Annotated in this window: 22 protein-coding genes and 1 pseudogene; 7 read left to right on the top strand and 16 right to left on the bottom strand. The window is 73.6% G+C overall.

Annotation, left to right across the window (positions count from 1 at the left end):
- Positions 1–68: 68 nt before the first annotated feature.
- Both JT723_RS32985 and JT723_RS32980 read right to left on the bottom strand, forming a co-directional pair.
- On the bottom strand, positions 69–881 hold the full coding sequence (locus JT723_RS32985; protein WP_205048558.1) for an LLM class F420-dependent oxidoreductase: 813 nt from the start codon (positions 879–881) through the stop codon (positions 69–71).
- Between the two features lie 31 nt (positions 882–912).
- Positions 913–2,097 (bottom strand): cytochrome P450, encoded by a 1,185-nt coding sequence (locus tag JT723_RS32980; protein WP_205048557.1) that lies wholly within the window; start codon positions 2,095–2,097, stop codon positions 913–915.
- A gap of 309 nt (positions 2,098–2,406) precedes the next feature.
- On the opposite strand from JT723_RS32980, the pseudogene JT723_RS32975 reads away from it, so the two are divergent.
- A pseudogene (locus JT723_RS32975) lies at positions 2,407–2,943 on the top strand (sigma factor); the annotation flags it as partial.
- Positions 2,944–2,980: 37 nt separating this feature from the next.
- Here JT723_RS32975 and JT723_RS32970 read toward each other — a convergent pair.
- A complete protein-coding gene (locus JT723_RS32970; protein WP_372441408.1) occupies positions 2,981–4,162 on the bottom strand; it encodes a metallophosphoesterase in 1,182 nt (393 codons plus the stop codon).
- Positions 4,163–4,376: 214 nt separating this feature from the next.
- On the opposite strand from JT723_RS32970, the gene JT723_RS32965 reads away from it, so the two are divergent.
- Positions 4,377–5,615, top strand: a complete 1,239-nt coding sequence (locus tag JT723_RS32965) for a chitinase (RefSeq protein WP_205048554.1) — start codon at positions 4,377–4,379, stop codon at positions 5,613–5,615.
- A 161-nt stretch (positions 5,616–5,776) separates the two neighbouring features.
- Here JT723_RS32965 and JT723_RS32960 read toward each other — a convergent pair whose 3' ends face one another.
- Positions 5,777–6,358: a TetR/AcrR family transcriptional regulator gene (locus JT723_RS32960; RefSeq protein ID WP_205048553.1), complete on the bottom strand. Its 582-nt coding sequence runs from the start codon at positions 6,356–6,358 to the stop codon at positions 5,777–5,779.
- An 86-nt stretch (positions 6,359–6,444) separates the two neighbouring features.
- On the opposite strand from JT723_RS32960, the gene JT723_RS32955 reads away from it, so the two are divergent.
- Together JT723_RS32955 and JT723_RS32950 are read left to right on the top strand one after the other, a co-directional pair.
- Complete coding sequence (locus JT723_RS32955; protein ID WP_205048552.1) at positions 6,445–7,326, top strand: SDR family oxidoreductase; 882 nt, start codon at positions 6,445–6,447, stop codon at positions 7,324–7,326.
- A 167-nt stretch (positions 7,327–7,493) separates the two neighbouring features.
- Entirely contained in the window at positions 7,494–8,078 is a 585-nt protein-coding gene (locus JT723_RS32950; RefSeq protein WP_205048551.1) for a TerD family protein, read from the top strand.
- A gap of 67 nt (positions 8,079–8,145) precedes the next feature.
- On the opposite strand, the gene JT723_RS32945 is transcribed toward JT723_RS32950, so the two are convergent.
- Positions 8,146–8,829 (bottom strand): ArsR/SmtB family transcription factor, encoded by a 684-nt coding sequence (locus JT723_RS32945; protein WP_205048550.1) that lies wholly within the window; start codon positions 8,827–8,829, stop codon positions 8,146–8,148.
- A 65-nt stretch (positions 8,830–8,894) separates the two neighbouring features.
- Between JT723_RS32945 and JT723_RS32940 the strand changes: the two genes are divergently transcribed.
- Positions 8,895–9,407 (top strand): hypothetical protein, encoded by a 513-nt coding sequence (locus tag JT723_RS32940; protein WP_205048549.1) that lies wholly within the window; start codon positions 8,895–8,897, stop codon positions 9,405–9,407.
- Here the strand turns inward: JT723_RS32940 and JT723_RS32935 are convergent.
- The 8 genes from JT723_RS32935 to JT723_RS32900 form a co-directional block, all read right to left on the bottom strand.
- Entirely contained in the window at positions 9,388–10,368 is a 981-nt protein-coding gene (locus tag JT723_RS32935; RefSeq protein WP_205048548.1) for a Dyp-type peroxidase, read from the bottom strand. The genes JT723_RS32940 and JT723_RS32935 overlap by 20 nt on opposite strands.
- 72 nt (positions 10,369–10,440) lie before the next feature.
- Entirely contained in the window at positions 10,441–11,958 is a 1,518-nt protein-coding gene (locus JT723_RS32930; RefSeq protein ID WP_205048547.1) for a M4 family metallopeptidase, read from the bottom strand.
- A 7-nt stretch (positions 11,959–11,965) separates the two neighbouring features.
- Positions 11,966–13,213, bottom strand: coding sequence for an NAD(P)/FAD-dependent oxidoreductase (locus JT723_RS32925; protein ID WP_205048546.1), 1,248 nt, complete (start codon positions 13,211–13,213; stop codon positions 11,966–11,968).
- Positions 13,214–13,531 (bottom strand): Rieske (2Fe-2S) protein, encoded by a 318-nt coding sequence (locus JT723_RS32920; protein ID WP_205048545.1) that lies wholly within the window; start codon positions 13,529–13,531, stop codon positions 13,214–13,216.
- A 70-nt stretch (positions 13,532–13,601) separates the two neighbouring features.
- Positions 13,602–14,816, bottom strand: coding sequence for an NAD(P)/FAD-dependent oxidoreductase (locus JT723_RS32915; protein WP_205048544.1), 1,215 nt, complete (start codon positions 14,814–14,816; stop codon positions 13,602–13,604).
- 231 nt (positions 14,817–15,047) lie between these two features.
- The gene (locus tag JT723_RS32910) at positions 15,048–15,866 is read right to left on the bottom strand and encodes an SAM-dependent methyltransferase (RefSeq protein ID WP_205048543.1); all 819 of its coding nucleotides are present in this window, start codon (positions 15,864–15,866) and stop codon (positions 15,048–15,050) included.
- Between the two features lie 79 nt (positions 15,867–15,945).
- On the bottom strand, positions 15,946–16,197 hold the full coding sequence (locus JT723_RS32905; RefSeq protein ID WP_205048542.1) for a DUF397 domain-containing protein: 252 nt from the start codon (positions 16,195–16,197) through the stop codon (positions 15,946–15,948).
- The gene (locus JT723_RS32900) at positions 16,194–17,060 is read right to left on the bottom strand and encodes a Sco1979 family transcriptional regulator (protein ID WP_205048541.1); all 867 of its coding nucleotides are present in this window, start codon (positions 17,058–17,060) and stop codon (positions 16,194–16,196) included. Before JT723_RS32900 ends, JT723_RS32905 begins: the two co-directional genes overlap by 4 nt.
- A gap of 197 nt (positions 17,061–17,257) precedes the next feature.
- Here JT723_RS32900 and JT723_RS32895 point away from each other — a divergent pair, with 197 nt between their 5' ends.
- Together JT723_RS32895 and JT723_RS32890 are read left to right on the top strand one after the other, a co-directional pair.
- Positions 17,258–17,722: an ATP-binding protein gene (locus JT723_RS32895; protein ID WP_251513082.1), complete on the top strand. Its 465-nt coding sequence runs from the start codon at positions 17,258–17,260 to the stop codon at positions 17,720–17,722.
- Complete coding sequence (locus tag JT723_RS32890) at positions 17,719–18,099, top strand: recombinase family protein (RefSeq protein WP_251513084.1); 381 nt, start codon at positions 17,719–17,721, stop codon at positions 18,097–18,099. Before JT723_RS32895 ends, JT723_RS32890 begins: the two co-directional genes overlap by 4 nt.
- A 75-nt stretch (positions 18,100–18,174) precedes the next feature.
- Here JT723_RS32890 and JT723_RS32885 read toward each other — a convergent pair whose 3' ends face one another.
- The 3 genes from JT723_RS32885 to JT723_RS32875 are packed head-to-tail and all read right to left on the bottom strand — an operon-like array spanning position 18,175 to position 21,487.
- Complete coding sequence (locus JT723_RS32885) at positions 18,175–20,622, bottom strand: FtsX-like permease family protein (protein ID WP_205048540.1); 2,448 nt, start codon at positions 20,620–20,622, stop codon at positions 18,175–18,177.
- The gene (locus JT723_RS32880) at positions 20,616–20,753 is read right to left on the bottom strand and encodes a hypothetical protein (RefSeq protein ID WP_240166570.1); all 138 of its coding nucleotides are present in this window, start codon (positions 20,751–20,753) and stop codon (positions 20,616–20,618) included. The genes JT723_RS32885 and JT723_RS32880 overlap by 7 nt, the downstream gene beginning before the upstream one ends.
- Positions 20,747–21,487 carry an ABC transporter ATP-binding protein gene (locus JT723_RS32875; RefSeq protein WP_205048539.1) on the bottom strand — a complete coding sequence of 247 codons (741 nt, stop codon included), beginning with the start codon at positions 21,485–21,487 and terminating at the stop codon, positions 20,747–20,749. The genes JT723_RS32880 and JT723_RS32875 overlap by 7 nt, the downstream gene beginning before the upstream one ends.
- Between the last annotated feature and the right edge of the window lie 303 nt (positions 21,488–21,790).

The raw sequence follows: 21,790 nt of genomic DNA, 5'->3' as shown, positions 1-21,790 counted from the left end.
CTTCTTTTCTTCCCCGTATGCGGAACGCCCCGGCCCTCCCAGGGCCGGGGCGTTCCGCGTATCCAGCGTCAGCCGATCAGCTCCGCCATCGTGTCGAGGTTGCGCAGCGTCTCGTCGTGCGGCTCGACGGGCAGGTTGAAGGTGATCTCGTCCACGCCGGCCTCCGTGAAGGCCGCGACGGCCTTCGCTTCGGGCGCCGCCGCGTGCAGCACGATCTGCAGCGGCCGGCCCGCGCGTTCGCGCAGCTCGGAGACGGCGGCGGCGAGCACCACCGGGTCGGCGGCGTAGGGGAACCAGCCGTCGCCGTACTCCAGGACCCGGTCGAAGGTGCCGGGACCCCAGCCGCCGACGATCACCGGTATCGGGTGCAGCGGCTTGGGCCAGGAGTAGGCGGGCGGGAAGTCCACGTACTTGCCGTGGAATTCGGCCTTCTCCTGCGTCCACAGCTCCTTCATCGCCAGCACCCGCTCGCGCATCAGCGCCATCCGGGTGCGCGGGTCCGTGCCGTGGTCGCGCATCTCCTCCCGGTTCCATCCGGCGCCTATGCCGAGGATCGCCCGGCCGCCCGACACCTGGTCGAGCGAGGCCATCTCCTTGGCGAAGAGGATCGGGTCGCGCTGCGGTATCAGCGCGATGCCCGTGCCGAGTTGCAGCCGCTCGGTGACGACGGCCGCGGCGGTCAGCGCCACGATGGGGTCGAAGGTGCGGTAGTACATCGGGGGCAGGTCGACTCCGCCGGGGAAGGGCGTCTCCCTGCTGACCGGGATGTGCGAGTGCTCGGTCACGTACAGCGAGTTGAACCCCCGCTCCTCCAACGCCGCCCCGAGCGCGTCGGGCGCGATGCTCTCGTCGGTCACGAATGTCGATACGCCGAATTTCATTGCGGTCACCTCACCGGTCAGCGGAGCGTGGTCAGCGGAGCTTGATCGTGGTGGGCAGCGAGGAGAACCCACGGATGTTGGTGGTGTAGACCCGGACGGTCTCGTCCTGGTCGATCTCGTACTCCTCGACCCGGGAGGCCAGCTCCTCCAGGATGATGCGGCTCTCCAGGCGGGCCAGCGGGGCGCCGATGCAGAAGTGCGGGCCGCCGCCGAAGCTGATCGCCCGGTGCGTCTCGCCGCGGCTCAGGTCGTAGGTCTCGGCGTCCGGGAAGACGTCGCCGTCGCGGTTGGCGGACGCGATCAGCAGCAGGACGCGGGCGCCCGCGGGCAGCGTGACGCCGTGCAGGGTGCGCTCCTCGGTGAGCGTACGCAGCACGTACTGCACGGGGTTGTCGTAGCGCAGGGTCTCCTCGACCCAGTCGGTGATCCCGCCGTCGAAGGCGTGGGCGCGCTGCTCGGGGTTGCGCCACGCCCAGTACCAGGCGTTGCCCAGCAGCCGCAGGCTGGTCTCGTAGCCCGCCGTGACCAGCAGGCCCAGCAGGGCGATGATCTGCGGGTCGGTCAGCGGCACGTCGTCGACGGTCGCCTGCGCCAACGTTGTCAGCAGGTCGCCCGCGGGCTTGCGGCGCCGCTCCTCGACCCACCGCACGAAGTAGCCGGCCAGCGCGCCCATCGCCTGCGCGTTCTCCGGCGTCATGTCGCGGGCACCCGGCGGCCGGTAGAAGCCGAGGTTGATCAGCCGGCGGGCGTCGGCCCTGTCGTCCTCGGGGACGCCGAGCAGCTCGGAGATCACGTCCATCGGGACCGTGGCCGCCACGTCCGCAATGAAGTCGAACCGCTCGCGCCGCAGCGCCGGGTCGAGGTGACCGCGCACGATCTCCCGCAGCCGCGGCTCCATCGCGGCGACCCGCCGCGGGTTGAACACCGGCGAGACCAGGGCGCGCGTGAGGGTGTGGTCGGGCGCGTCCATGGCGCTGAAGGACATCATCTTGTGCGCGTCCGGCCCCCAGATGGCCGGGTCGAGGACGGGTCCGTTGGCGCTGGAGTAACCCGCCGGGTCCCGTAACGCGGCATCGACGTCGGCGTGCCGCGACAGTACCCAGATGTCCAGGTCCTCGTTGCGGAAGACCGGCGCCTGCTCCCGGAGCTGCGCATACAGGGGGTAGGGATCAATGTTGAGCTGCTCGTCGTAGGGGGTGTACTCGACTGCCACCATCCATCGCCTCCACGTTTTGTGAACGGTTCGAGAGACTTTGCGCAGAAATCCGCTCTCTGGTTGCTCCTGGGTGTCCTGCTCGCTGGGTGACGCGTGCGCCTCATGAGTACGACAAGGCAACCCGTCGGAATGTGAGGCGTGTTGCTGACGTGGAGTGGCCGGACGGGTGGGCCGCGTGATGACCCTGCCTGACATTCCGGTGCGCTGCGTTGTCGAAGGTGTCGAAGAGCGACGGCACAGCAGACGGCACGACGACGGCACACCGACAGCAGAAGCCGCGGCGGACGCGAGGGAAGGGCTGGTGACGCGATGACCACCGATTCGGAGTCGGAGCCGGAGCCGGGCGACGGCGGGTCCGACCCGAGCCTGAGCGCGGTCATGAGCGAGCGGCGCCGGCTGACCAACCTCGCCTACCGGCTGCTCGGTTCGCAGTCCGCCGCCGAGGACGCCGTACGCGAGACCTACGCCCGCTGGTACGCGATACCGCGGGAGGACCAGGACGCCGTCGGGTCCCCCGGCGCCTGGCTGACGACCGTGACCAGCCGGATCTGCCTCGACCTGCTCGGCTCCGCGCGCGCCGCCCGGGCGCTGCCGGCGCCCGGACAGGCCGGCGCCCCCGCGGACCCGGCCGACCGGGTCACCCTGGACGAGTCGGTGAGCACGGCCTTCCTCGTCGTGCTCGGGTCGATGACCCCCGAGGAGCGGGTGGCCTTCGTCCTGCACGACGTCTTCCGGCACCCCTTCACGGAGGTCGCCGAGATCGTGGACCGCACACCTGCGGCCTGCCGGCGGCTGGCCTTGTCGGCGCGGCAGCGCATCAGGGCCTCGCAGGCCGCCGCGGCGCCCGACCTGCTGCCCGGACCGCCGGACTGACGGTCAGTCCTCACCTCTTCTTTCGGTCGGCGCGCAGCGTCAGCAACGTGATCTCGCTGGGTGCGAAGACCCGGAAGGGCGGACCCCAGAAGCCGGTGCCGCGGCTGGTGTAGAGCTGGGTGCGCTCGCCGTGCCGGCTCAGGCCGTGCACCACCGGCTGGTCGATCCTGACCAGGAAGTTGAACGGCCAGATCTGGCCGCCGTGCGTGTGCCCCGACACCTGCAGGTCGACGCCGGCCGCCGCGGCCTGCCCGACGAACTTCGGCTGGTGCGCGACCAGCAGCACGGGCCGGTCCTGGTCCGCGTCGGCCAGCGCGCCCATCAGGTTCGCCCGGTGCCCGGCAAGCCCGGAGGACTCGGCGGTCACGTCGTCCACCCCGGCCAGGACGAGGGCGTCCCCGCCGCGTTCGACCACCACATGGCGGTTGTGCAGCGGCTCCCAGCCCAGCTCCGCCATCCGGTCCAGCCAGCCCTGCGCCTCGCCGAAGTACTCGTGGTTGCCGGTGACGTAGACCTTCGCCAGCCGCGCCCCGACCGTCCCGAGCGGTGCGGACTGCTCGCGGCGGCGGGCCGGGGTGCCGTCGGCGATGTCGCCCGCGTGGACGACGACGTCCGCGTCGAGCGCGTTGACCGCCTCGGTGACCCGGGCCGACCAGCGCGCCCGGTCGATCGGCCCGTAGTGCGTGTCGGCCAGCACCACGACCCGCGTCCCGTCGAGGCCCTTGCCGAGCCGCGCGATCCGCACGTCGAGCCGCTTCACCCGCGGCAGGCGCATCGCCTCGTAGTGCCCCCAGGCCAGCAGCACGGCCGCGACGGCGGCGACCCCCACGGCGACGCCCCTGGCCCGGTCCGCACCGCCGACGCCGAGCCCGATCAGCACCAGGTGCAGCAGGCCGCCGAGCACCGACCAGCTGAACAGCACCCACACCACCCCGAGGGTGGTGTCCGCGACCCGGGCCGCGCGGTCGTTCTGCCGCCCGTGCCCGGCGAACATCAGGAAGGGGAAGGAGACCAGCGAGCACCCGAAGACGGCGGTGCCGGCCACGAACACCGGCAGCGGCCACCCGGCGCCCGACCCGAACAGCGTCCACCACGGCAGCACGAACAGCAGCGAGAGCACGAGCAGGACGACCCCGATCCGTCCCCGCCCCGGCCCCCGTGCCCGCCCCTGCTCCTCGACCCCGGCCTCCACGACCTGCCCGTCCACCACAGCCCCACCCCTCGATCGGATGCCCCCATCATCCGCCTCCTTCCTGCTCGCCGGTGCAGGGGCCGCGGCCGGTCGACTCCGGCCGAAAAAACGGAAGTTGGTCTAGTCCTCTTGACGGACTGGGCTCGCGCGCGGTTTGGTACGTACCAACTCAGGCCCGAGATGCACCCCCACCACTTCAGCCCGAGGGACTTCCATGCACTTTGCGAAATGGGCGGCTTCCGCCTCGGCACTCACGCTCGCGACCGCGGGTGCGGTCCTCGCCATGGCCCCCGCGGGCAACGCCGCGGCGACCAGCGTCTACTCCGTGGCCCCCTACGTCGACATGTCGAACAGCCAGGAAGGCCTGCTCGACCAGGCCATCACCGGGCACGGGCTCAAGGCCTACACGGCGGCCTTCGTGCTCGGCAGCGGCTGCAACCAGATATGGGGCGACACCCTCCCCATCGGCAACGACTCCTTCACCGACCCGCTGATCGCGAAGGCGAAGTCCGAGGGCGCCTCGCTCATCATCTCCTCAGGCGGCGCGAGCGGGCTGCCGCTGGCCTGGACGTGTTCCAACCAGAGCCAGATCGACGCCGGTTACCAGGCGCTGATCAACGACTACGGCGTCACGCAGCTGGACTTCGACATCGAGGGCGCCGCCATCGCGGACACCGCCGCCGCCGCACGCCAGATGCAGGCGATGAAGGACCTCAAGGCGTCCAACCCCGGCCTCACGTTCTCGGTGACCCTGCCGGTGCTGACCAGCGGCCTGACCAACGACGGCGTGAACATCATCAGGGCCGCCAAGACGGCGGGCGTCAAGATCGACGTGGTCAACATCATGACCATGGACTTCTACGCGGGCACCGGCACCCAGATGGGCCAGGGCTCGGTCTCCGCCGCCCAGGCGACGCTGGCGCAGATGCAGTCCGTCGACTCGGGCTACGGCTACGGCAACCTCGGGATCACCCCGATGATCGGCAAGAACGACGACGGTTCGACCTTCACGCCGGCCGACGCCCAGACCGTGGAGACCTTCGCCGAGCAGCACGGCGTCGCACGGCTGGCCTTCTGGGCGGTCACCCGCGACCAGGCGTGCGGCGGCGGCGCCAACTCGCTGCCCACGTGCAGCCAGATCAGCCAGAGCCCGCTGCAGTTCACCGACATCTTCATGAAGTACGCGGGCGGCTCCGGGGGAACCAGCGGCGGTACGACCACCGGCGGCACCACCACCGGGGGTACGACGACGACCGGCGGCACCACGACGACCGGCGGGACCACCGGCGGCTCCACCTGCACCACCGCCTCGTGGAGCTCGTCGGCGATCTACACCGGCGGCAACACCGTCTCGTGGAAGGGCCACAACTGGAAGGCCAAGTGGTGGACGCAGGGCGAGGAGCCCGGCACCACCGGCGAGTGGGGCGTCTGGCAGGACCTCGGCGCCTGCTGACCCGCCGCCCGCACGGCCCGCGGACCTGAGAACGCCGGCCCGGCCCCCTCCCCGGGGCCGGGCCGGCGGCATGCCGCCGACTCCCGCGGTCGCTAGGCCGTGTTTTGGAAGTCCCGCCTTCCCCGCCCTGTGGGCGGACGGCGCTACTTCCAAAACACGGCCTAGTGCAGTTCCGCCGCCGCCGAGCGGAGTTCGTCGAAGGCGGCCCCGGTGTGGTCGGCCAGCTCGCCGGGGGCGTCGTCGCGGGCGGGGTCGGTCCAGCGGGCGTATCCGACCTTGAAGGCGAGCACGCCGATCTCCGCGGCCACCTGGGCCGCAGGTTCCGCGACGCCGCGGCGGGTGAGGGCGGCGACCATGGCCGCGGCCATGCCGATGCTCTTGAGCGCCTGGCGGTTGCGCAGTTCCTCGTTGGCCTCGATCGCGGCACGCAGCAGCGGGCCGAGTTCGCGGTTGAAGGCCGTCATCTCGCCGGACGCCCGCTCAAGGCCGGCCGCGACGGCCGCCATCGGGGTCGCGCCCGCGGGGGCCGTCTCGATGCCCTCGGCCAGCAGGCGGCTCAGGGCGTTCTGGCCGGCGGTGAGGATCTCCTTCTTGTCGGCGAAGTGCCGGAAGAAGGTGCTCCGGGTGAGCCCGGCACGCTCGGCGATCTGGGCGACCGTCGTGGTGTCGTAGCCCTGCTCGGCGAACAGGCCGAGCGCGGCCACGACCAGTCGCTCCCGCCCGTCGGGCTTCCATCTCGGCATATGTTCATCGTAGACGATGCGACATGCGTCGCATCACAGGTGTACGGTGATGGGACACCTGTCGCATCACTTACGGGAGCTTCGCCATGCGCGTCTTCATCACCGGCGGCACGGGCCTGATCGGCTCGGCCGTCGTCGCGGAACTGCTCGCCGCCGGCCACACCGTCACCGCACTCGCCCGCTCCGACGCCTCCGCGGCCAAGGCCAGGGACGCGGGCGCCGGCGTGCTCAGGGGCGGGCTCGCCGACCTCGCGGTGCTGCGCACCGGCGCCGAGCAGGCGGACGGCGTCGTCCACCTCGCCTTCAGCAACGACTTCAGCTCCCCCGAGGCACTCGCCCAGGGCATCGCGGAGGAGGGAGCCGCACTCGGCGCGCTCGGCGACGTCCTGATCGGCACCGGCCGGCCGCTGGTCACCGTGTCCGGCACCCCCGCCACCCCCGGCCGCCCCTCGACCGAGGACGACCCGCTGCCGACGGTCGGACCCGTCGCGGGACGCGCGGTGTCGGTCAACCGCGCCCTGGAGCTGTCCGCCCACGGCGTGCGCAGCTCCGCGGTGCGGCTGCCGCGTACGGTGCACAACCGGGGCGAGGGCGGATTCGCCGGGCTGCTCACCCGGATCGCCCGCCGCACCGGCGTCGCCGGCTACCCGGGCGACGGCTCCCAGCGCTGGCCCGCCGTGCACGCGCTCGACGCGGCCGTTCTCTTCCGGCTCGCCCTGGAGGAGGCGCCGGCCGGCAGCTCGTGGCACGCCGTGGCCGACGAGGGCGACGCCGTACGCGACATCGCCGCCGTCATCGGCCGGCGCCTCGGGGTGCCCGCCCGGCAGGTTCCGGAGGATGACTTCGGCGCGCTCGGCCCGGTCTTCGCCGCCGACCAGCCCGCCTCCGCCGCCCGCACCCGCGCGGAACTGGGCTGGAAGCCGGTGCACCCGGGCCTGCTCGCCGACCTGGAGAACATCCCGGCCTGAGCGGGTGTCCGCGGGGCGGACGCGGCCGGGGCGGCCGGCGGGGCACGCCGGGAAGTGCTCACCATGTCCCGGTGATCCGGCGGGTCCTGCGCCTGGTGGGAGCGCAGGATGCCGGGGAGCAGGCACACTTCACCTGTTCGCAGTCCGAACCGACAAGAGGACCAAGCATGATCACGCTCAAGAAGGACGACGAACCGGCGGATCTGGGCGGGGTGACCCATCTGTCCATCGGGGTGTCCTGGGACCCCACCGCCGGGAGCAGCGGCGGGCTGATGGGGAAGATCCGGCAGAAGACCGGCACCGACCTCGACCTGATCGCGATAGCGATGCAGGGGACCGAGCCGGTGCGGCTGGCCGGCCTCGACTCCTCCGACCCGTTCGGCAACGGCTCGCTGGTGCACAGCGGTGACAACCAGACCGGGCGCGGCGACGGCGACGACGAGACGGTGACCGTCGTCCTGGACAAGGTGCCCGACACCATCACCTCGATCGTGTTCGTCGCGGCGGCGTACAAGAAGCGCAGCGCCTTCCAGAACGCCCGCAACGTCAGCTTCAAGGTGTACGACGCGACCGGCGGCACCACGCAGCAGGTGGCCGACATCTGGCCGAGTCTGCTCACCACCGACAACGGCTGCGCGGTCGCCAAGGCGACGAGGGAGCCCGGCGGGTGGCAGCTCAAGGTGATCAACGAGACCGGCAAGATCAAGCAGGGCGACGAGCAGGCGCTGATGCGCTTCGCGATGAGCAAGTAGCAGCCCGGTCGCGTCGGTCCGGGTCCTGCCGCTCCCCGGCAGGACCCGTGGGCTGCGGCCCCCGGACTCAGACCTGCGGGTCGATCCCGAGCCGCTCCCGCAGGGCCTTCTCGCCGCCCGGGGTGACCTTGAGCGCGCGGCCCGAGCCGATCCGCTCCACCCACCCCAGGTCGAAGGCCCTCCTGCACAGCGCGGCACCGACCGCGCCGGCCAGGTGGTGCCGCCGCTCCGTCCAGTCCAGGCACCAGCGGACCATCGGCCTGCCGCCCCGCAGCGCCTGCACGTCGATGCCCAGCTCCACCAGCCACGACCTGCCCGCCTCCGTGACGGCGAGGCCCGCGTCGTCGGCGACGATCTTCCGGTCCACGACCGCGTCGGCGACGGCCACCCCCAGGCGCCCGGCGAGATGGTCGTAGCAGGTCCGCGCGCGTGCCTCGGCGCTCAGCCGCACCGACTCGCGCAGGTTGGCCGGCACGGGGGCGGGCCGCGGGCCCGGGTAGGACGAGAGGTCCTCGATCAGGGTCGCAGCCGCCGGGTCGGCCAGCCGGACGTAGCGGTGCCTGCCCTGCCGCTCCTCGGCCAGCAGGCCGCCCGCGACCAGCCGGGTCACGTGCTCGCTCGCGGTGGACGGCGCGACCCCGGCCATACGGGCCAGCTCGCCCACCGTCCAGGCCCGGCCGTCCAGCAGGGCCAGGCAGAAGGCGGCACGGGTCTCGTCGGCGAGCAGTCCTGCGAGGCGGGCGAGTGACATGACCCCATGATGCGCCGGGCACACGTCGGCGGGCGCCGACGTTTCCCTGTCCTAGCGTGGCCGGCATGGACAGTTCCCTGGACGAACCCGCAGGCTGCGACGTGCCGGCCACCGACGAGCGCGACCCTGCCGAGGTCGTCGCGGCCATGGTGCGGCACACGCTGGACCTCGCCGACACCTGGACGGCCTGGGACGGGCGCCCCGCCCCCGTCGACGACCGCGTCTACACCCCGCACAAGGCGATCCGCCGGGTAGCCGACCACCTGGTCGACCACCTCGCCGAGATCGAGGCGCGGCTGGCGGGGGAGGATCCGCAGCCCGACCACTGGCACGCCTCGGAGACCACCACCGCGGCCGACCTCGCTCCCTTCACCCAGGACGACCTGGACGAGGCGCACAGCCGCCTCACCCGGCTCGCCCGCATCTGGTCCAACCGGCTGTCCGCCCTCACCCCCGACCAGCTCGACCGGTCCCCGGGCCCCGGCTGGACCTTCCGCCAGCTCGCCTTCCACCTGGGCGGTTCGACGTATTACGCCGACGCCCTCGGCGCCCTGCCGGTCACAGACCCAGCGGGCTGAGCCCCAGGACCCCGTCCTGCGCGACTCCGGGGAGAACCGCGAAGACCGCGGAGCCGCGGGTGGTGGTCGCCGGGGTGATCGCGTCGGCGGCGTCCATCCGGCGCTGCATGGCGGTGAAGAGCCGCAGGTCGCGCATGAAGGCGATGAAGAGCAGGCCCTCGTCGCCGGGGCGGTCGCCGGCGTAGGAGTAGCCGCGGCGGAGCATACGGGCGCCGCCGTCCCGGCTGTGGTGGCAGACCCGCAGGTGGGCGGAGGGCGGGAGCAGGGCGAGGTCCGCGGGGTCGGTCTCCAGCCGGGCGCCGAGGGGGGCGCCGGAGGCCAGCGAGCGGCCGATGGCGGCTTCCTGCCGGGGAATCGGCATGGCCGTGAAGGCCGGGACGTCCAGGGCCACCCGGCGTACGACCATGCAGGTGCCGCCCGCGAAGGGGCCGTGCCGCAGCCACACGTCGTCGGCCGGCGGGTTCTCCGTGCCGTCCTTGAAGGCCAGCAGGTTGCGGGGGGTGCCGCGGACGGACTGGCGGAAGCCGGCCTGGCGCCAGCGGGGGCGCTCCCCGGCCAGCCGGGTCAGGGCGGCGGCCGTCTGGTGCAGGACGTGGACGTCGTCGGCGCAGAGCTGTACGAGGAGGTCGCCGCCGCACAGGCCCGGGTCGAGCGCGTCGCGGTCGAAGGCCGGGAGGTCGGTGAGGCCTTCGGGCAGTGGGCGGCCGAGGCGGCGCAGGAGGGCGGGGCCGACCCCGAGGGTGGCGGTCAGCCGGGCGGGGTCGGCGCCGGTGAGTTCGGTGGCGGCGCAGGTGCCCGCGGCCGCGTCGGCCAGCAGCGCTGTCCAGGCGGTCAGCAGGGGGCGCAGGCCGGCGCCTGCCGGCAGGTCGTAGGCGAGGAGCAGGACGTGGTCCTGCGCTCTGGTGGCGACGCCCGCCTGGTGGGGGCCGTGGAAGGACACGGTGGTGGACTTGCGGTTCATGGGACTGCCCACTTTCCTTTCGGGGACGCCGGTCTCGGAGCACGCCGGTGCCGGTGCCCGCCGGCGTCCGTTTCAGAGCACGCCGATGTCCGACCACGCCTGCCGGACGACCCGCGTGGCGACGCTGCCGTAGCGCTTGTCGGCGACGGCGACCGTGCGCTCGGCGAAAGCGGCGAAGGTGGCGGAGGTGCCGAAGGCCACGGGGGCGCCGGGGTCGGTTGCGGTGCCGAAGTCCGCAGGCCCGCCCGGGGGTTGCGGCCCCGTGTGGGTGAGCGCGTGGTACCAGACGGCCCCCGCGCACTCCCACGCGTGGCCGCCGAGCGCGACGGCGGCCCGGTAGAAGGCCCTGCTGGGTATGCCGCTGTTGCGGTGCACGGCGGCCTCGCGCTGCTCGGCCCGCGGCTCGTCGCGGTATTCGTCCATGTGCGCGGCCTGCGGGTCGCTGCCGAGTACCGGGTCGTCGTAGGCGGTGCCCGGCAGCCGGAAGGACCGCAGGCCCTCGCCGTCCACGCCGGGCAGCAGCAGGCCCTCGCCGACGATCCAGCTCGCGTCGTCGGCGGCCTCGCCGTACGCGTACTGCCGCACCAGCAGCCCGAAGACGTCCCGCAGCGAGGCGCCGAGCGCACCGCTCTGGCCCGCGCCGCCGAAGCGGGCGATCTCCGGCATCATGTTGCACAGTTCGGCCACCACGACCTCGGGGGCGACGCTGAAGCGCTTGAACACCAGGTCGTCGCCGTCGCCGATGATGATCCGGTTGCCGTTCCAGAAGGTGTTGCCGAAGCCGTCGCCGAAGTGCACGACGGCGGTGAGCGGTGTGCCGTGGTTGTCGATGGAGCGGCGGCCGAAGACGTCGTGGAAGAAGCCGCAGGTCTGGACGAGGATGTCGTAGGCGTCGTCCACGGCGGGGTCGCCGGTGGGCCGGTCGCCCCAGCCGCGGGCCAGCTTCCCGGGCAGCAGCCTGCTGTGGCCTGCGTCGTAGACGGTGCACTCCACCGGGCCGTGCGCCCGGTGCCTGGCGGTCGGCGGCGCGTCGGCACCGCTGCGGTCGACGATGGTGGCCAGCAACGCGGGCGGCACCGCCCCCGAGTCGGTGAGCCCGCCGCCGGGTTCTGCGCCGCCGGGTCCCACCGGCCGCGCCGAGAGCCTGCGGACCTCCGCGTCCAGCTGGTCCTGCGGGATGCCGGCCACCGCGGCGAGCGCCCGCACCGCACTGAGCAGGTCGGACACGGCCAGGTCGACGAGGTCGCTGCGCTGCGGTTCCGCCAGGGCCGAGTCGGCGGCGATGAACTGCACGCCCTCCAGGGCCGCGTAGCCCCGGTGGACCTCGTGGAAGAGCCCGCCGCCCTGGAAGCGGGCGACCGACGGGCCGTGCTGCTCCCAGACCGTGCGGCTGGTGCCGCCGGTGGCCGCGGGCCAGGTGTCGGTACGCCGGAAGTAGGCGACGGACGTGCAGTTGCGGGTGAGTTCCGCGTAGACCAGCCGGGCGGATGTCCGCACCTCGGAGCGGAGTTTGAGCAGGGTGCCGATCACCGCGACGACACCGCCGCCCAGCAGGGCCAGCGCCGTGTTGAGGAGGTCCAGCGCGCCCATCGCCGGGCTACCGGTGCAGCACGCGGGCGGCGGCCCGCAGGTCGGTGGACGGGTCGCGCAGCTCGGCCGGCGTCAACCGCGCCCCGGCGGCGACGAGTCGGCGCCCGGCGGTGACGTCCCGCGGCCGGTTGAGCGCGAGGACCGCGCGGACGGCGCCGCGCCGCAGGTGGAAGACGGAGTACGACGCCTCGTCCGGCCGCCCCCTGACCACGACCTCGTCGGCGTAGGCCAGGTCGCCCACGGACTGGACGGTGTGGTCGTACTGGTCGGACCAGAACCACAGGGCCTCACGCCCGGGTTCGCCGCGCCCCAGCATGTTCACCGCCGCGTGCCGGCCCTGGCGTACCGCGTTGTCGAAGTGCTCGACGTGCAGCCGGCGGCCGAAGAGCGGGTTGAACTGCTCGGCCACGTCGCCCGCCGCGAAGACGTCGGGGACCGAGGTGCGGCAGAACTCGTCCACGACGATGCCGTTCGCGATCGCGATGCCCGTGCCGGGCGCCGCGAAGTTCTCGGTGTTGGGCCGCATCCCCAGCGCCACAAGCAGCAGCCCGCACTCCAGCCGGTCCCGGTTGGTCTCCACCAGCAGCCCACCGGGGATGTCCCGTACGGCCAGGGCGCGTTCACCGGTCCTGACCTCGACTCCCGCCGAGCGGTGGATCTCGCCGAGGGTGCGGGCCATGTGCCGCCCCACCGACCGCTGCAGCGGTATGTCCCGGGCGTCGAGCAGCGTCACCTCGATGCCGCGGGCGCGCGCGGCGGCGGCGACCTCGGAGCCGATGAAGCCCGCGCCGAGCACCGCCACCCGCTGCTCGGTGCCGAGCCGTTCGCCCAGTTCGCGGGCGTCCTGCCGGGTGCGCAGGTACATCACCCGGTCGCTGTCGGCGTGCGGCATCCTGCGCGGACGGCCGCCGGTGGCGATGAGCAGCTTGCCGTAGCGCAGGCTGCGCCCCGAGGACAGCCGCACCCGGTGCCGCTGCGGGCTGACGCCGGTCACGTCGGTGCCGAGCACCAGGTCGACGCCGTTGTCCGCGAACCAGCGCGCCGAGCGGACCCGGCTGACGCCCTGCGGTCCCGACGCGGCGGCCGGCAGCAGGAACTCCCGGGTGAGCAGCGGCCGTTCGTAGGGCGGCTCGGGCTCCCTGCCGACCATCACGATCTGCCCGTCGTAGCCCTCCGCCCGCAGCGTCTCGGCGGCCGAGGCCGCACAGGCGCCCGCGCCTGCGATGACGACGCGGTCGCGCCCGCCGCCGAACACTCATGCCTCCGGCGGTTCCACGGCGATCCGGCCGCCTGCGGTGACCCGCACCGGGACCGGGGTCAGGCACTGGTCGTCCGGGTCCTGGCAGCGTCCGGTCACCGCGTCGAACTCCCAGCCGTGGCCGCCGCAGACGATGAGGTCGTCCTCCAGGTCGCCGTCCTCGGTCAGCGAGGTGCCCTGGTGCGGGCAGGCGTCGAGGTAGGCGTAGACGGTGCCCGCGACCCTGGCCAGCAGCAGGGTGGTGCCGCCCGCGTCGGCGGCCGTCATGTCGTCGTCGTCCAACTCGTCGTCGTCCAGCACCTCGACCCAGGTCACGGTCCGTACCTCCCTGCGCTCACAGCCCACGTGGCGGCTTCACCCGGGGCGCCGCCCGCCCGGCCGCCGCTCACCTGGCGGCCTTCTTCAACGGCACGGCGGGGTCCGCCGCCCGGTCCTGGTCCAGGGACGCACCCGCCTGGATCAGCCGACGAGCCTGGAGGGCGTCCCTGCCCCAGTTGACCCCCAGGAAGGCGGCCAGGTACTCCCCGCTGAACCAGCACACGCCCCACGCCTCGTCCTGCGGCCCGCCCCGCCACACCGCCCGGTGCCACGCCTCGCGCCGGCCGACCCAGTGCAGGCTGCGCCCGAACTGCTCGGACCAGAAGTACGGCACCGGGTCGTAGACCTCGTCGCCGCCGAGGAGGTTGGCCGCGGCGACCGCGGGGCCGTTCATCGCGGTGTCCCAGTGGTCGACGCGTATCCGGGTGCCGTAGCGCCGGGAGACGAAGGCGGCGCAGTCGCCGACCGCGTACACGGTCGCGAGACCGGTGCGCAGCCCCTCGTCCACCAGGACCCCGTCGCCCAGCGCCACGGGCGAGTCGCGCAGCCAGCCGACGGCGGGGCTGGCCCCGGTGGCCACCAACACCGCGTCGGCGGGCAGTACTTCACCCCCGGCCAGCAACAGTCCCGCGGGCTCGACGCGTTCCGCGACCCGGCCCAACCGCAGGGCGACGCCCGCCTGTTCGTACCAGCCCCGGCAGTACGCCCCCACCTCGGCGCCCGCGATCCCGGCCAGCGGCTCCGCCCCGCGGTGCACCACCGTCACCTCGCAGCCGGCCCGGACGGCGGCCGTCGCCGCCTCCGCCCCGGTCCAGCTCGCCCCGACGATCACCACCCGCAGCCCCGGCCGGAACCTGGCCCGCATCCCGAGGGTGTCGTCCAGGGTGCGCAGCACGTGGTGCGGCGCCCCCGGCAGCCGGTTGGCGACCGCCCCGGTGGCGATCACCACCGCGTCCCCGTCGTAGCGCCGCCCGCCCGCCGTCTCGACGCCCGCCCCGTCCGCCGTCCCGTACAGCACCTCCGCGGTCTCGCCGAGCCGCAGGTCGGCGGCGAGCCCGTCCCAGTCGACGGCGATCGTGGCGCTGTCCGCCTCCCCGCCGAGCACGGCCTTGGACAGCAGCGGCCGGTCGTAGGTGCGGTGCCGCTCGGTGCCGATGAGGGTGATGCCCCCGGCGTAGCCGAGCCGGCGCATCTCCACCACGGTGCGCATCCCGGCGACCCCGGCACCGACGACGATGAGCCGGCCGCCGCCACCGGCGGCACCGGCCTGCAAGACAGCCATGAATTCCCGTCCAGGGGGAGTGCGTTCGTGAATCCGGTCGCTACGGGAGAAATCTCCGCCCGGCGCGGTGGACAAACGGCGGCACCCGCGGTGAGCAGGGGTGACGGGGTCACGGAGTGGGTATTGCAGGGCGCGCGAAACGCATTAGTACGACTAATTCAGGAGCATCTGCCGGCCGCCGCTGTTGCGCTGGGCGACGAGGGAGCGGTTCACGCCGAGCGTCAGTCGGTACTAGCGCTTGATGCCCACCCCCGCCAGGAGGCTGATCTGCGCGTCGGTGATCTCCTCGCCCTCCGGGCCGGTCCCGGGAGCGCGCCAGCGGTGGCAGCAGCAGAGGCCGGGGTCGATCAGGTCGAGGCCGTCGAAGAAGCGGCGGACGTCGGTGTGGGAGCGGAACTGCACCGGGGAACCGGACTTCGTGTAGACCTCGGCGACCTTGTTCCAGGTGACGGGGTCGAAGTCCGGCGTGCAGTGGTTCATCGCGAGGGCGCTGCCCGCCGGGAGGGGGTCGAGCAGCCGGTGGACGATGGCGTACGGGTCGTGCGGGTCGGTGATGAAGTGCATGAGCGCGTTGAGGGAGAGGGCGACGGGCTGGGTGAAGTCCAGGACTCCCGCGTCCTCCACGGAGCGCATCAGCGCCTCGGGGTCGGTGATGTCGGCCTCGACGTAGGCCGTACGCCCCTGCGTCGTGCTGCGCATCAGGCGCTCGGCGTACTTCAGGACGAGCGGGTCGTTGTCCGCGTACACGACGCGGGCGTCGTTCGCGACGGACTGCGCCACCTGGTGCAGGTTGGGCTCGGTCGGTATGCCGGTACCGATGTCGAGCCACTGGCGGATGCCGTGTTCCTGGGCCAGTGCCCGGGTGGCACGGTGCATGAACGCGCGGTTCTCGCGCGCGGTCACGTAGATGCCGGGGTGGGCCTGGGCCGCGACCAGGGCCGCGTCCTTGTCGATCTCGAAGTGGTCTTTGCCACCGAGGAAGTAGTCGTACATCCGGGCCGAGTGCGCCTTGCTCGTGTCAAGGTCGCGGCCTGCCTGCCTGGTGGTCATCCTCTCCCCTTCGTGAGGTTGCGGGTCGGCCCGCAGGCCAGGGGCGGGGCCGTGTCGTACCCTGCCGTACGCCGCCGGGTCACCCGGCGGCCAAGTGGTCGGCCAGGCCCTCTTTGACCCCGCGGAGGAAGGCGGCGATCTCCTCCGGCGTGTAGATCAATGCAGGACCGGCCGGGTCCGTGGACTGCCGTACGGCCACCCGGCCGTCGGCAAGCTGCTTCGTCTCGACGCACTGACCGCCGTTCGGCCCGCTCCAGGGGCGCTCCCAGCCCTGCTCCCCGAGATCGTGCGCCGGCATGCCGTTGTAGACGCCCTCGTCGGTCATCGTCATGAGTACTCCTTGCGCATGCGGTTCAGAAGTGCCTTGCTGTCCTCGGACGACGTCATGAGCGCCATGCGGGAGTGCGCCTCCAGGTGGGAGACGACGTCCGCACGCTGGTCCAGATAGACCGAGGCGGACAGCAGCTCGCTGTAGACGACGTCGGGCAACTCGGGTTCCTCGAAGCGGAAGTAGGTGAACGGGGCGCACGCCCCGATGTGCGCGCCCGCGGAGAAGGGCACGATGTCGAGGCTGATGTGCGGGAGTTCTGAGAGGTCCAGGAGCCGTTCGAGCTGCTCCCGCATCACGTGGGGGCCGCCCACCATCCGGTGCAGGACGGCCTCGTCCATGACCGCCCATAACGTGGGGGCGTCCTCCCGCTCCAGCAGGCTCTGGCGGCGCAGCCGCAACTCCACACGGCGGGCGAGCTCTTCCTCGCTGCCGTTCGGCAACCCGCCGCGCAGGACGGCGTGCGCGTAGTCGTGGGTCTGCAACAGGCCGGTGACGTACTGGGGTTCGTACGTGCGGAGCGTCTTGGCGCTGGTCTCCAGGCTGACGTAGGCGGTGAACCAACTGGGGACGGCATCGCGATACGAGTGCCACCAGCCGGGCTTGTTGGCCTGCTCGGCCATCTCGACGAACTCGTCGATCTCCTGGCGGTCCGCGCCGAAGGTCTCCAGGAGCTTCTCCGCATAGAGCGGCTTGAGCGCGACCTCGGCCTTTTCCAGCCGGCGGATCGTCAGCGTCGTCACGCGCAGAGCCCTCGCCGCGTCCTCCAGCGAGGCACCGGCGGCCATCCGCATCTCCTGCAGCCGACGGCCGAGGATCATACGCAGGACTGTCGGCGCGCTGGTGCCGGAACGGGCATCGCTCACACCCAACCTCCTGAGTGACCGTCAACAGCGCCATTCTTGCAGCGACTTGATGTTCACGCCAGGGTGATACCCGCGAGGCTGAAATTATCAGGGAGTCGGTTGCGGCGTGAACTCCACCACACGCATAGTGGACGGGCGAGCAGTCCCGTATCCCCTCACCGCGCTCCGCTCTCCGAAGGCGCTGGAAGGCGACACCCGTGACTCTGTCCACGCCCTCAGCCCCGGCCCCGGCCCCGGCTCCCGCCTTAACCGGGACCGCGCCGCGCCGGGAGCACTGGTTCGACCTGCCCGCCCTGACCACCAGCGTCAGACGCGCCCGCGACACCGTGCACGACCGGCTCCGTACGTGGCAGGTGGACGGCGAGACCTGCTCCGACGCGGTGCTGCTGGTCTCCGAACTCGCCACGAACGCGGTACTGCACGCCGGCGGCGGCCACGTCCTGTCCGGCCTCATGCTGACCGGCGGCGGGCGGCGCCTGCGCATAGAGCTCCACGACGAGGGCAGCACCCCGGTCCGGCGGCCCGATCATCTGGCCGGCCCCGGCGACGAGCGCGGCCGAGGACTGTTCCTGGTCAGGCAACTCGCCGCCACGTGGGGCTCCGCCCGCTCGACCCGGGTGGAAGGCAACGTCGTCTGGGCTGAGTTGGCGGTCCACCCGTGACGCCCCGCGAGCAGACCGCCGCCCCCGTCGTGCTGTACGTGTGCGCCGACCGGGCCGGGCGCGCGTCCAGTGAAGCCACACAGCGCGCGGAGGCGGAGGGACAGGCGTTCGCCCAGGAGCGCGGACTGACGATCACCGAGGTCGTCACCGACACCTACGGCGAGTCCGACCCGGTCCGGCGCAGCGGCTGGCGGCGGGTCCGACAGCTGGCCCAGACCGGCGACGTCACCGCCGTACTCGTCCGGTGGCCCAGCGTCATCGCCCCGGAGTGCGCCAGCGACCTCCGCCACCGCGAGGCCGCCTGGCTCCGCGACCACGGCGTACGCGTCCAGTACACGTGGGCGCCCTTGTCCTCGAAGAGCTCCGAGGCCGGCTGACCCCGCCACCCGGCCGGCCCTCCGCGAGCGAGCTGCTGCGGAGCCGCCATGTCCGACAGGCCTCGGCTGCTGAGATCACGCCGGAGCCGGTCGGCGGGGGCGGTCGGTGAGGGCGGCGGCAAGGACCGAGGCCGACACCGCCAGAATCGCGCAGCCCGCCGCCACCGCGGTCGTCGCCGCCCACGGGAGGCTCACGCCGACGGGTCCTGTGAGCTGGGCCAGGGACACCCACAGGCCCGCGAGGGCCAGTGTGGCTGTGCCGCCGGCCAGGACCGTGCCGATCGCCGCGACCACCAGCGCCTCCGCCGCCACGAAGCGCAGCACCTGGGCTCGTCGGGCGCCGAGCAGGCGCAGCGCCCGGCGTTCCGGCGTCCGGTCCGCCACCGCGATCAGCACCGTGTTGACCAGGGCGATCGCGGTGTAGGCCAGGATGACGGCGAGGACCGCCAGCAGGCCGACACGGCTCGCGGACCGGCCGCCGGCCCCGGCGTCGCGCGCCCATGCGGCCCTGGTGACGACGCGGGCGTTGTGCCCGGCCGCGGCCTGCCGCAGGACAGACGCGGCCGCGGCAGGCGACGTACCGGCGCGCAGCTTGACGTAGGCGACCGACGGCAGCGCGGAGAAAGCGTGCGCGCCGGTCGCGTAGGCGTCCGCGGGAGCGCCGTCGGCGAGCACGCCGACGACCGTGAGCGTGACCTTGCTGCCGTCGGCGCGCCACACCGGCACCCGGTCGCCGAGCCTCCTGCCCCACGAGCGGGAGACGACGATGCCGCCGTCGTCCAGCCGGTCCAGGGAGCCCGCCGCCAGCGGCAGGTCGAGCACCGCCCGCAGCGCCTGCGGGTCGACGGTCTCGACGGGGCGCCCGATGAGCACGGTGTCGCCCTCCAGGGTGCAGACGTCGGTCTGCGCCTCGGTGGCGACGTCCACACCCGGCAACGCCCGCAGGCGGTCGACGAGTTGCCGGTCGAGGCCCGATCCCGCGGCGGGCAGCACGAGGTAGTCCGCCCGTACGGGCCTGGTCTGCACCGCCTCCTTTGCCGCGTCCCCCATCGCGGCCCCGCCCAGCAGCGCGGCGGTCAGTCCCACCGTGACCAGCACCGGCCCCGCCGTCATCGCCGTCTGCCGGACCGAGGCGAGCAGCGCCGCGGGCACCACCTCCCCGGTCGCGCCGCGCAGCCGGCGCAGCGGTGCGACCAGCAGCCGGGTGACCGGTCCCGCGACGGCCGGCGCGAGCAGCCCCGCGGCGGCGACCAGCAGCATCACCACCGGCATCGACGACTTGCTGTGCGCGGCCGAGGCGGGGTCGCCCACCGCGGTCACCACCATGCACACCAGCGCCGTGCCGAGCGCGCCCAGGCCCAGCACCCAGCGGGCCGGCGTCATCGCCCGCGCCTCGACGTCCGCCTCACGCATCGCTTCGGCCGGCGCCACCCTCCCGGCCCGCCGGGCCGCGGCCGCCGCCCCGAGCAGCGCGACCAGCACACCGGTGGGGAAGGCGACCAGCGCGGGCACGACCGAACGGCTCGGCACTGTCCACTCCGGCGCCATGCCCAGACCGATCAGCCGGTCCAGGAGCCGGCGGCCGGCGAACGGTCCGGCCAGCGCCCCGAGCGAGGCCGCGGCCAGCGCGACCGCCCACGCCTCCGCGTACACCATCCGGCGCACCTGGCGCCGGGTCGCCCCGGCCGTCCGCAGCAGCGCGAACTCGCGGCGGCGCTGCGAGACGGCCAGCGCGAAGGTGGACGACACCACGAAGACGCAGACGAAGGCGGCGAAGCCGCCGGCGATCCCGACGACGGTGTCGGCGTCGTTGCGGGCGCGGTCGTCCGCGGGCCGGGACGGGTCGGGCAGCGCCCGGTCCTGCCCCGTCAGCACCACCGCCCGGCCGCCGACCGCGGCACGCACCCGCCCGGTGGGCTCCCACAGCGCCAGCGCGTCGATGCGCGGGGAGAGCTGCGCAGCGCGCGCGTCGCCGAAGAACACCGTGCCCTGCGGCCCCGCCGTGGTGACGCCCACGACGGTGTACGCCGCCGCGCCGCCCGCCGTGACCACGGTGACACGGCGGCCCACCTGCGTACCCGCACCGGCGCGAAGCGCCGAGGAACTCACCGCGACCTCGCCGTCCCCCACCGGGGCGCGGCCCCGGGTGAGCCGCTGCGGTGCGGTGCGCGCCGCCGACCAGGGCCGGCCGACAGCCGGCGGGCCGCCGTCGAGGCGGGCCGCGAAGACCCGGTCCACGACCGCGCCGGGGAAGCGGGCGGCGAGCCCCGCGGGCAGCCCCCGCGGCTCGGCCAGCGGCACGCTGGTCACGCCGTGCGCGGTCCGCACGGTCAGTGTGCCGTCGGGGACGACGACGACCGGCGCGGCGGCGTACCGCTGCGGCCCGCGGTCGGGCGTGCCGACCGTGCTGGCCAGCACCTGCCCCATCGCGGCGATCAGCGCCGTGCCGAGGAAAAGCGCGGCGAAGCAGCCGGCGAAGGACACCCAGCGGTTCCTGAGCGTGCACAGGGCGACGGTCAGCACGACGCCTCCGCATCCGCGCCAGGGTCGGTGAGTTCGTCGCGGACCCGGCCGTCGGCGAGGAAGAGAACCCGGTCGGCATGGGAGCCCGCGGCCCGGGCAGGGGCGGTGAGTTCGACGGCGACCGTCAGCACGACGCCTCCAGCCGCAGCATCCGGGCGGCGACGCCGCCCGCGTCCGGGTCGGTGAGTTCGTCGCGGACCCGGCCGTCGGCGAGGAAGAGAACCCGGTCGGCATGGGCCGCCGCGGCCGGGTCGTGCGTGACCATCACCAGGGTCTGCGCGTGCCGGTCGACCAGCGTCCGCAGCAGGTGCAGCACCTCGCGGCTGGTGCCCGCGTCAAGCGCGCCGGTCGGCTCGTCGGCGAACAGCACGGCGGGCCTGGTCACCAGCGCCCGGGCGATGGCCACGCGCTGCTGCTGGCCCCCGGACAGCTCCGCCGGGCGGTGCCGTGCCCGTTCCCCGAGCCCCACGGCCGCCAGCCCCTGCCGCACGGTGTGCCGGTCGGGGCGCCGGCCGGCCAGCCGCAGCGGCAGCGCGACGTTCTGCTCCGCCGTCAGCGACGGCATCAGGTTGAACGCCTGGAAGACGAAGCCGATGCGGTCCCGCCGCAGCGCCGTCAGCTTCCGCTCGCTCAGCCGCCCCAGGTCCTGCCCGGCCACGACCACCCGGCCCGAGGTGGGCCGGTCGAGCCCGGCGGCGCACTGCAGCAGCGTCGACTTGCCCGAGCCTGACGGCCCCATCACGGCGGTGAAGGTGCCGTGCCCGAAGCGGACGGTCACACCGTCCAGCGCGGTGACGCGGCCGTCCCCGCTGCCGTAATGCCTGGTCACCGCCTCCAGTACGACCGAGTCGCCGCTGCCGTCCATGGGTTGCACCGCGATGCACATCCGTCCTGGTCGTCGCCGTGAGCCGGGCCGCCCGACCCGTTCAGGACGCTACGAGCGGCACGGCGGCGGGCGGTACCGGACAGGTGACCAGTGCGTGCGAGGCGTCCTCACACGCAGAGACCCGCCCTCCGGGGGCGGGACCGGCAGCCGGCCGCGTCGCGGCGGACCCGCCCGCGGGTGCGAGATCGCGACCTCGCGACCGCTCTCGGCACGGCATTGCAGCCGGACCCGCTCCCGGGCGCGGGACCGCGACGGCGCGTCGTCCGCCCGACGGCGTCCTAG

It is taken from the genome of Actinacidiphila bryophytorum, assembly GCF_016916835.1.
In the GTDB taxonomy this organism is placed as follows: Bacteria; Actinomycetota; Actinomycetes; order Streptomycetales; family Streptomycetaceae; genus Actinacidiphila; species Actinacidiphila bryophytorum.
Note: the sequence above shows the minus strand (reverse complement) of the source record. Positions and strands in the feature narration are given on the sequence as shown.

What these genes read in the sequence shown, in the direction of transcription:
- JT723_RS32985 (WP_205048558.1), bottom strand. Translation starts at nt 881, where the DNA reads ATGAAATTCGGCGTATCGACATTCGTGACCGACGAGAGCATCGCGCCC.
- JT723_RS32980 (WP_205048557.1), bottom strand. Translation starts at nt 2,097, where the DNA reads ATGGTGGCAGTCGAGTACACCCCCTACGACGAGCAGCTCAACATTGAT.
- JT723_RS32965 (WP_205048554.1), top strand. Translation starts at nt 4,377, where the DNA reads ATGCACTTTGCGAAATGGGCGGCTTCCGCCTCGGCACTCACGCTCGCG.
- JT723_RS32960 (WP_205048553.1), bottom strand. Translation starts at nt 6,358, where the DNA reads ATGCCGAGATGGAAGCCCGACGGGCGGGAGCGACTGGTCGTGGCCGCG.
- JT723_RS32955 (WP_205048552.1), top strand. Translation starts at nt 6,445, where the DNA reads ATGCGCGTCTTCATCACCGGCGGCACGGGCCTGATCGGCTCGGCCGTC.
- JT723_RS32950 (WP_205048551.1), top strand. Translation starts at nt 7,494, where the DNA reads ATGATCACGCTCAAGAAGGACGACGAACCGGCGGATCTGGGCGGGGTG.
- JT723_RS32945 (WP_205048550.1), bottom strand. Translation starts at nt 8,829, where the DNA reads ATGTCACTCGCCCGCCTCGCAGGACTGCTCGCCGACGAGACCCGTGCC.
- JT723_RS32940 (WP_205048549.1), top strand. Translation starts at nt 8,895, where the DNA reads ATGGACAGTTCCCTGGACGAACCCGCAGGCTGCGACGTGCCGGCCACC.
- JT723_RS32935 (WP_205048548.1), bottom strand. Translation starts at nt 10,368, where the DNA reads ATGAACCGCAAGTCCACCACCGTGTCCTTCCACGGCCCCCACCAGGCG.
- JT723_RS32930 (WP_205048547.1), bottom strand. Translation starts at nt 11,958, where the DNA reads ATGGGCGCGCTGGACCTCCTCAACACGGCGCTGGCCCTGCTGGGCGGC.
- JT723_RS32915 (WP_205048544.1), bottom strand. Translation starts at nt 14,816, where the DNA reads ATGGCTGTCTTGCAGGCCGGTGCCGCCGGTGGCGGCGGCCGGCTCATC.
- JT723_RS32910 (WP_205048543.1), bottom strand. Translation starts at nt 15,866, where the DNA reads ATGACCACCAGGCAGGCAGGCCGCGACCTTGACACGAGCAAGGCGCAC.
- JT723_RS32905 (WP_205048542.1), bottom strand. Translation starts at nt 16,197, where the DNA reads ATGACGATGACCGACGAGGGCGTCTACAACGGCATGCCGGCGCACGAT.
- JT723_RS32875 (WP_205048539.1), bottom strand. Translation starts at nt 21,487, where the DNA reads ATGGACGGCAGCGGCGACTCGGTCGTACTGGAGGCGGTGACCAGGCAT.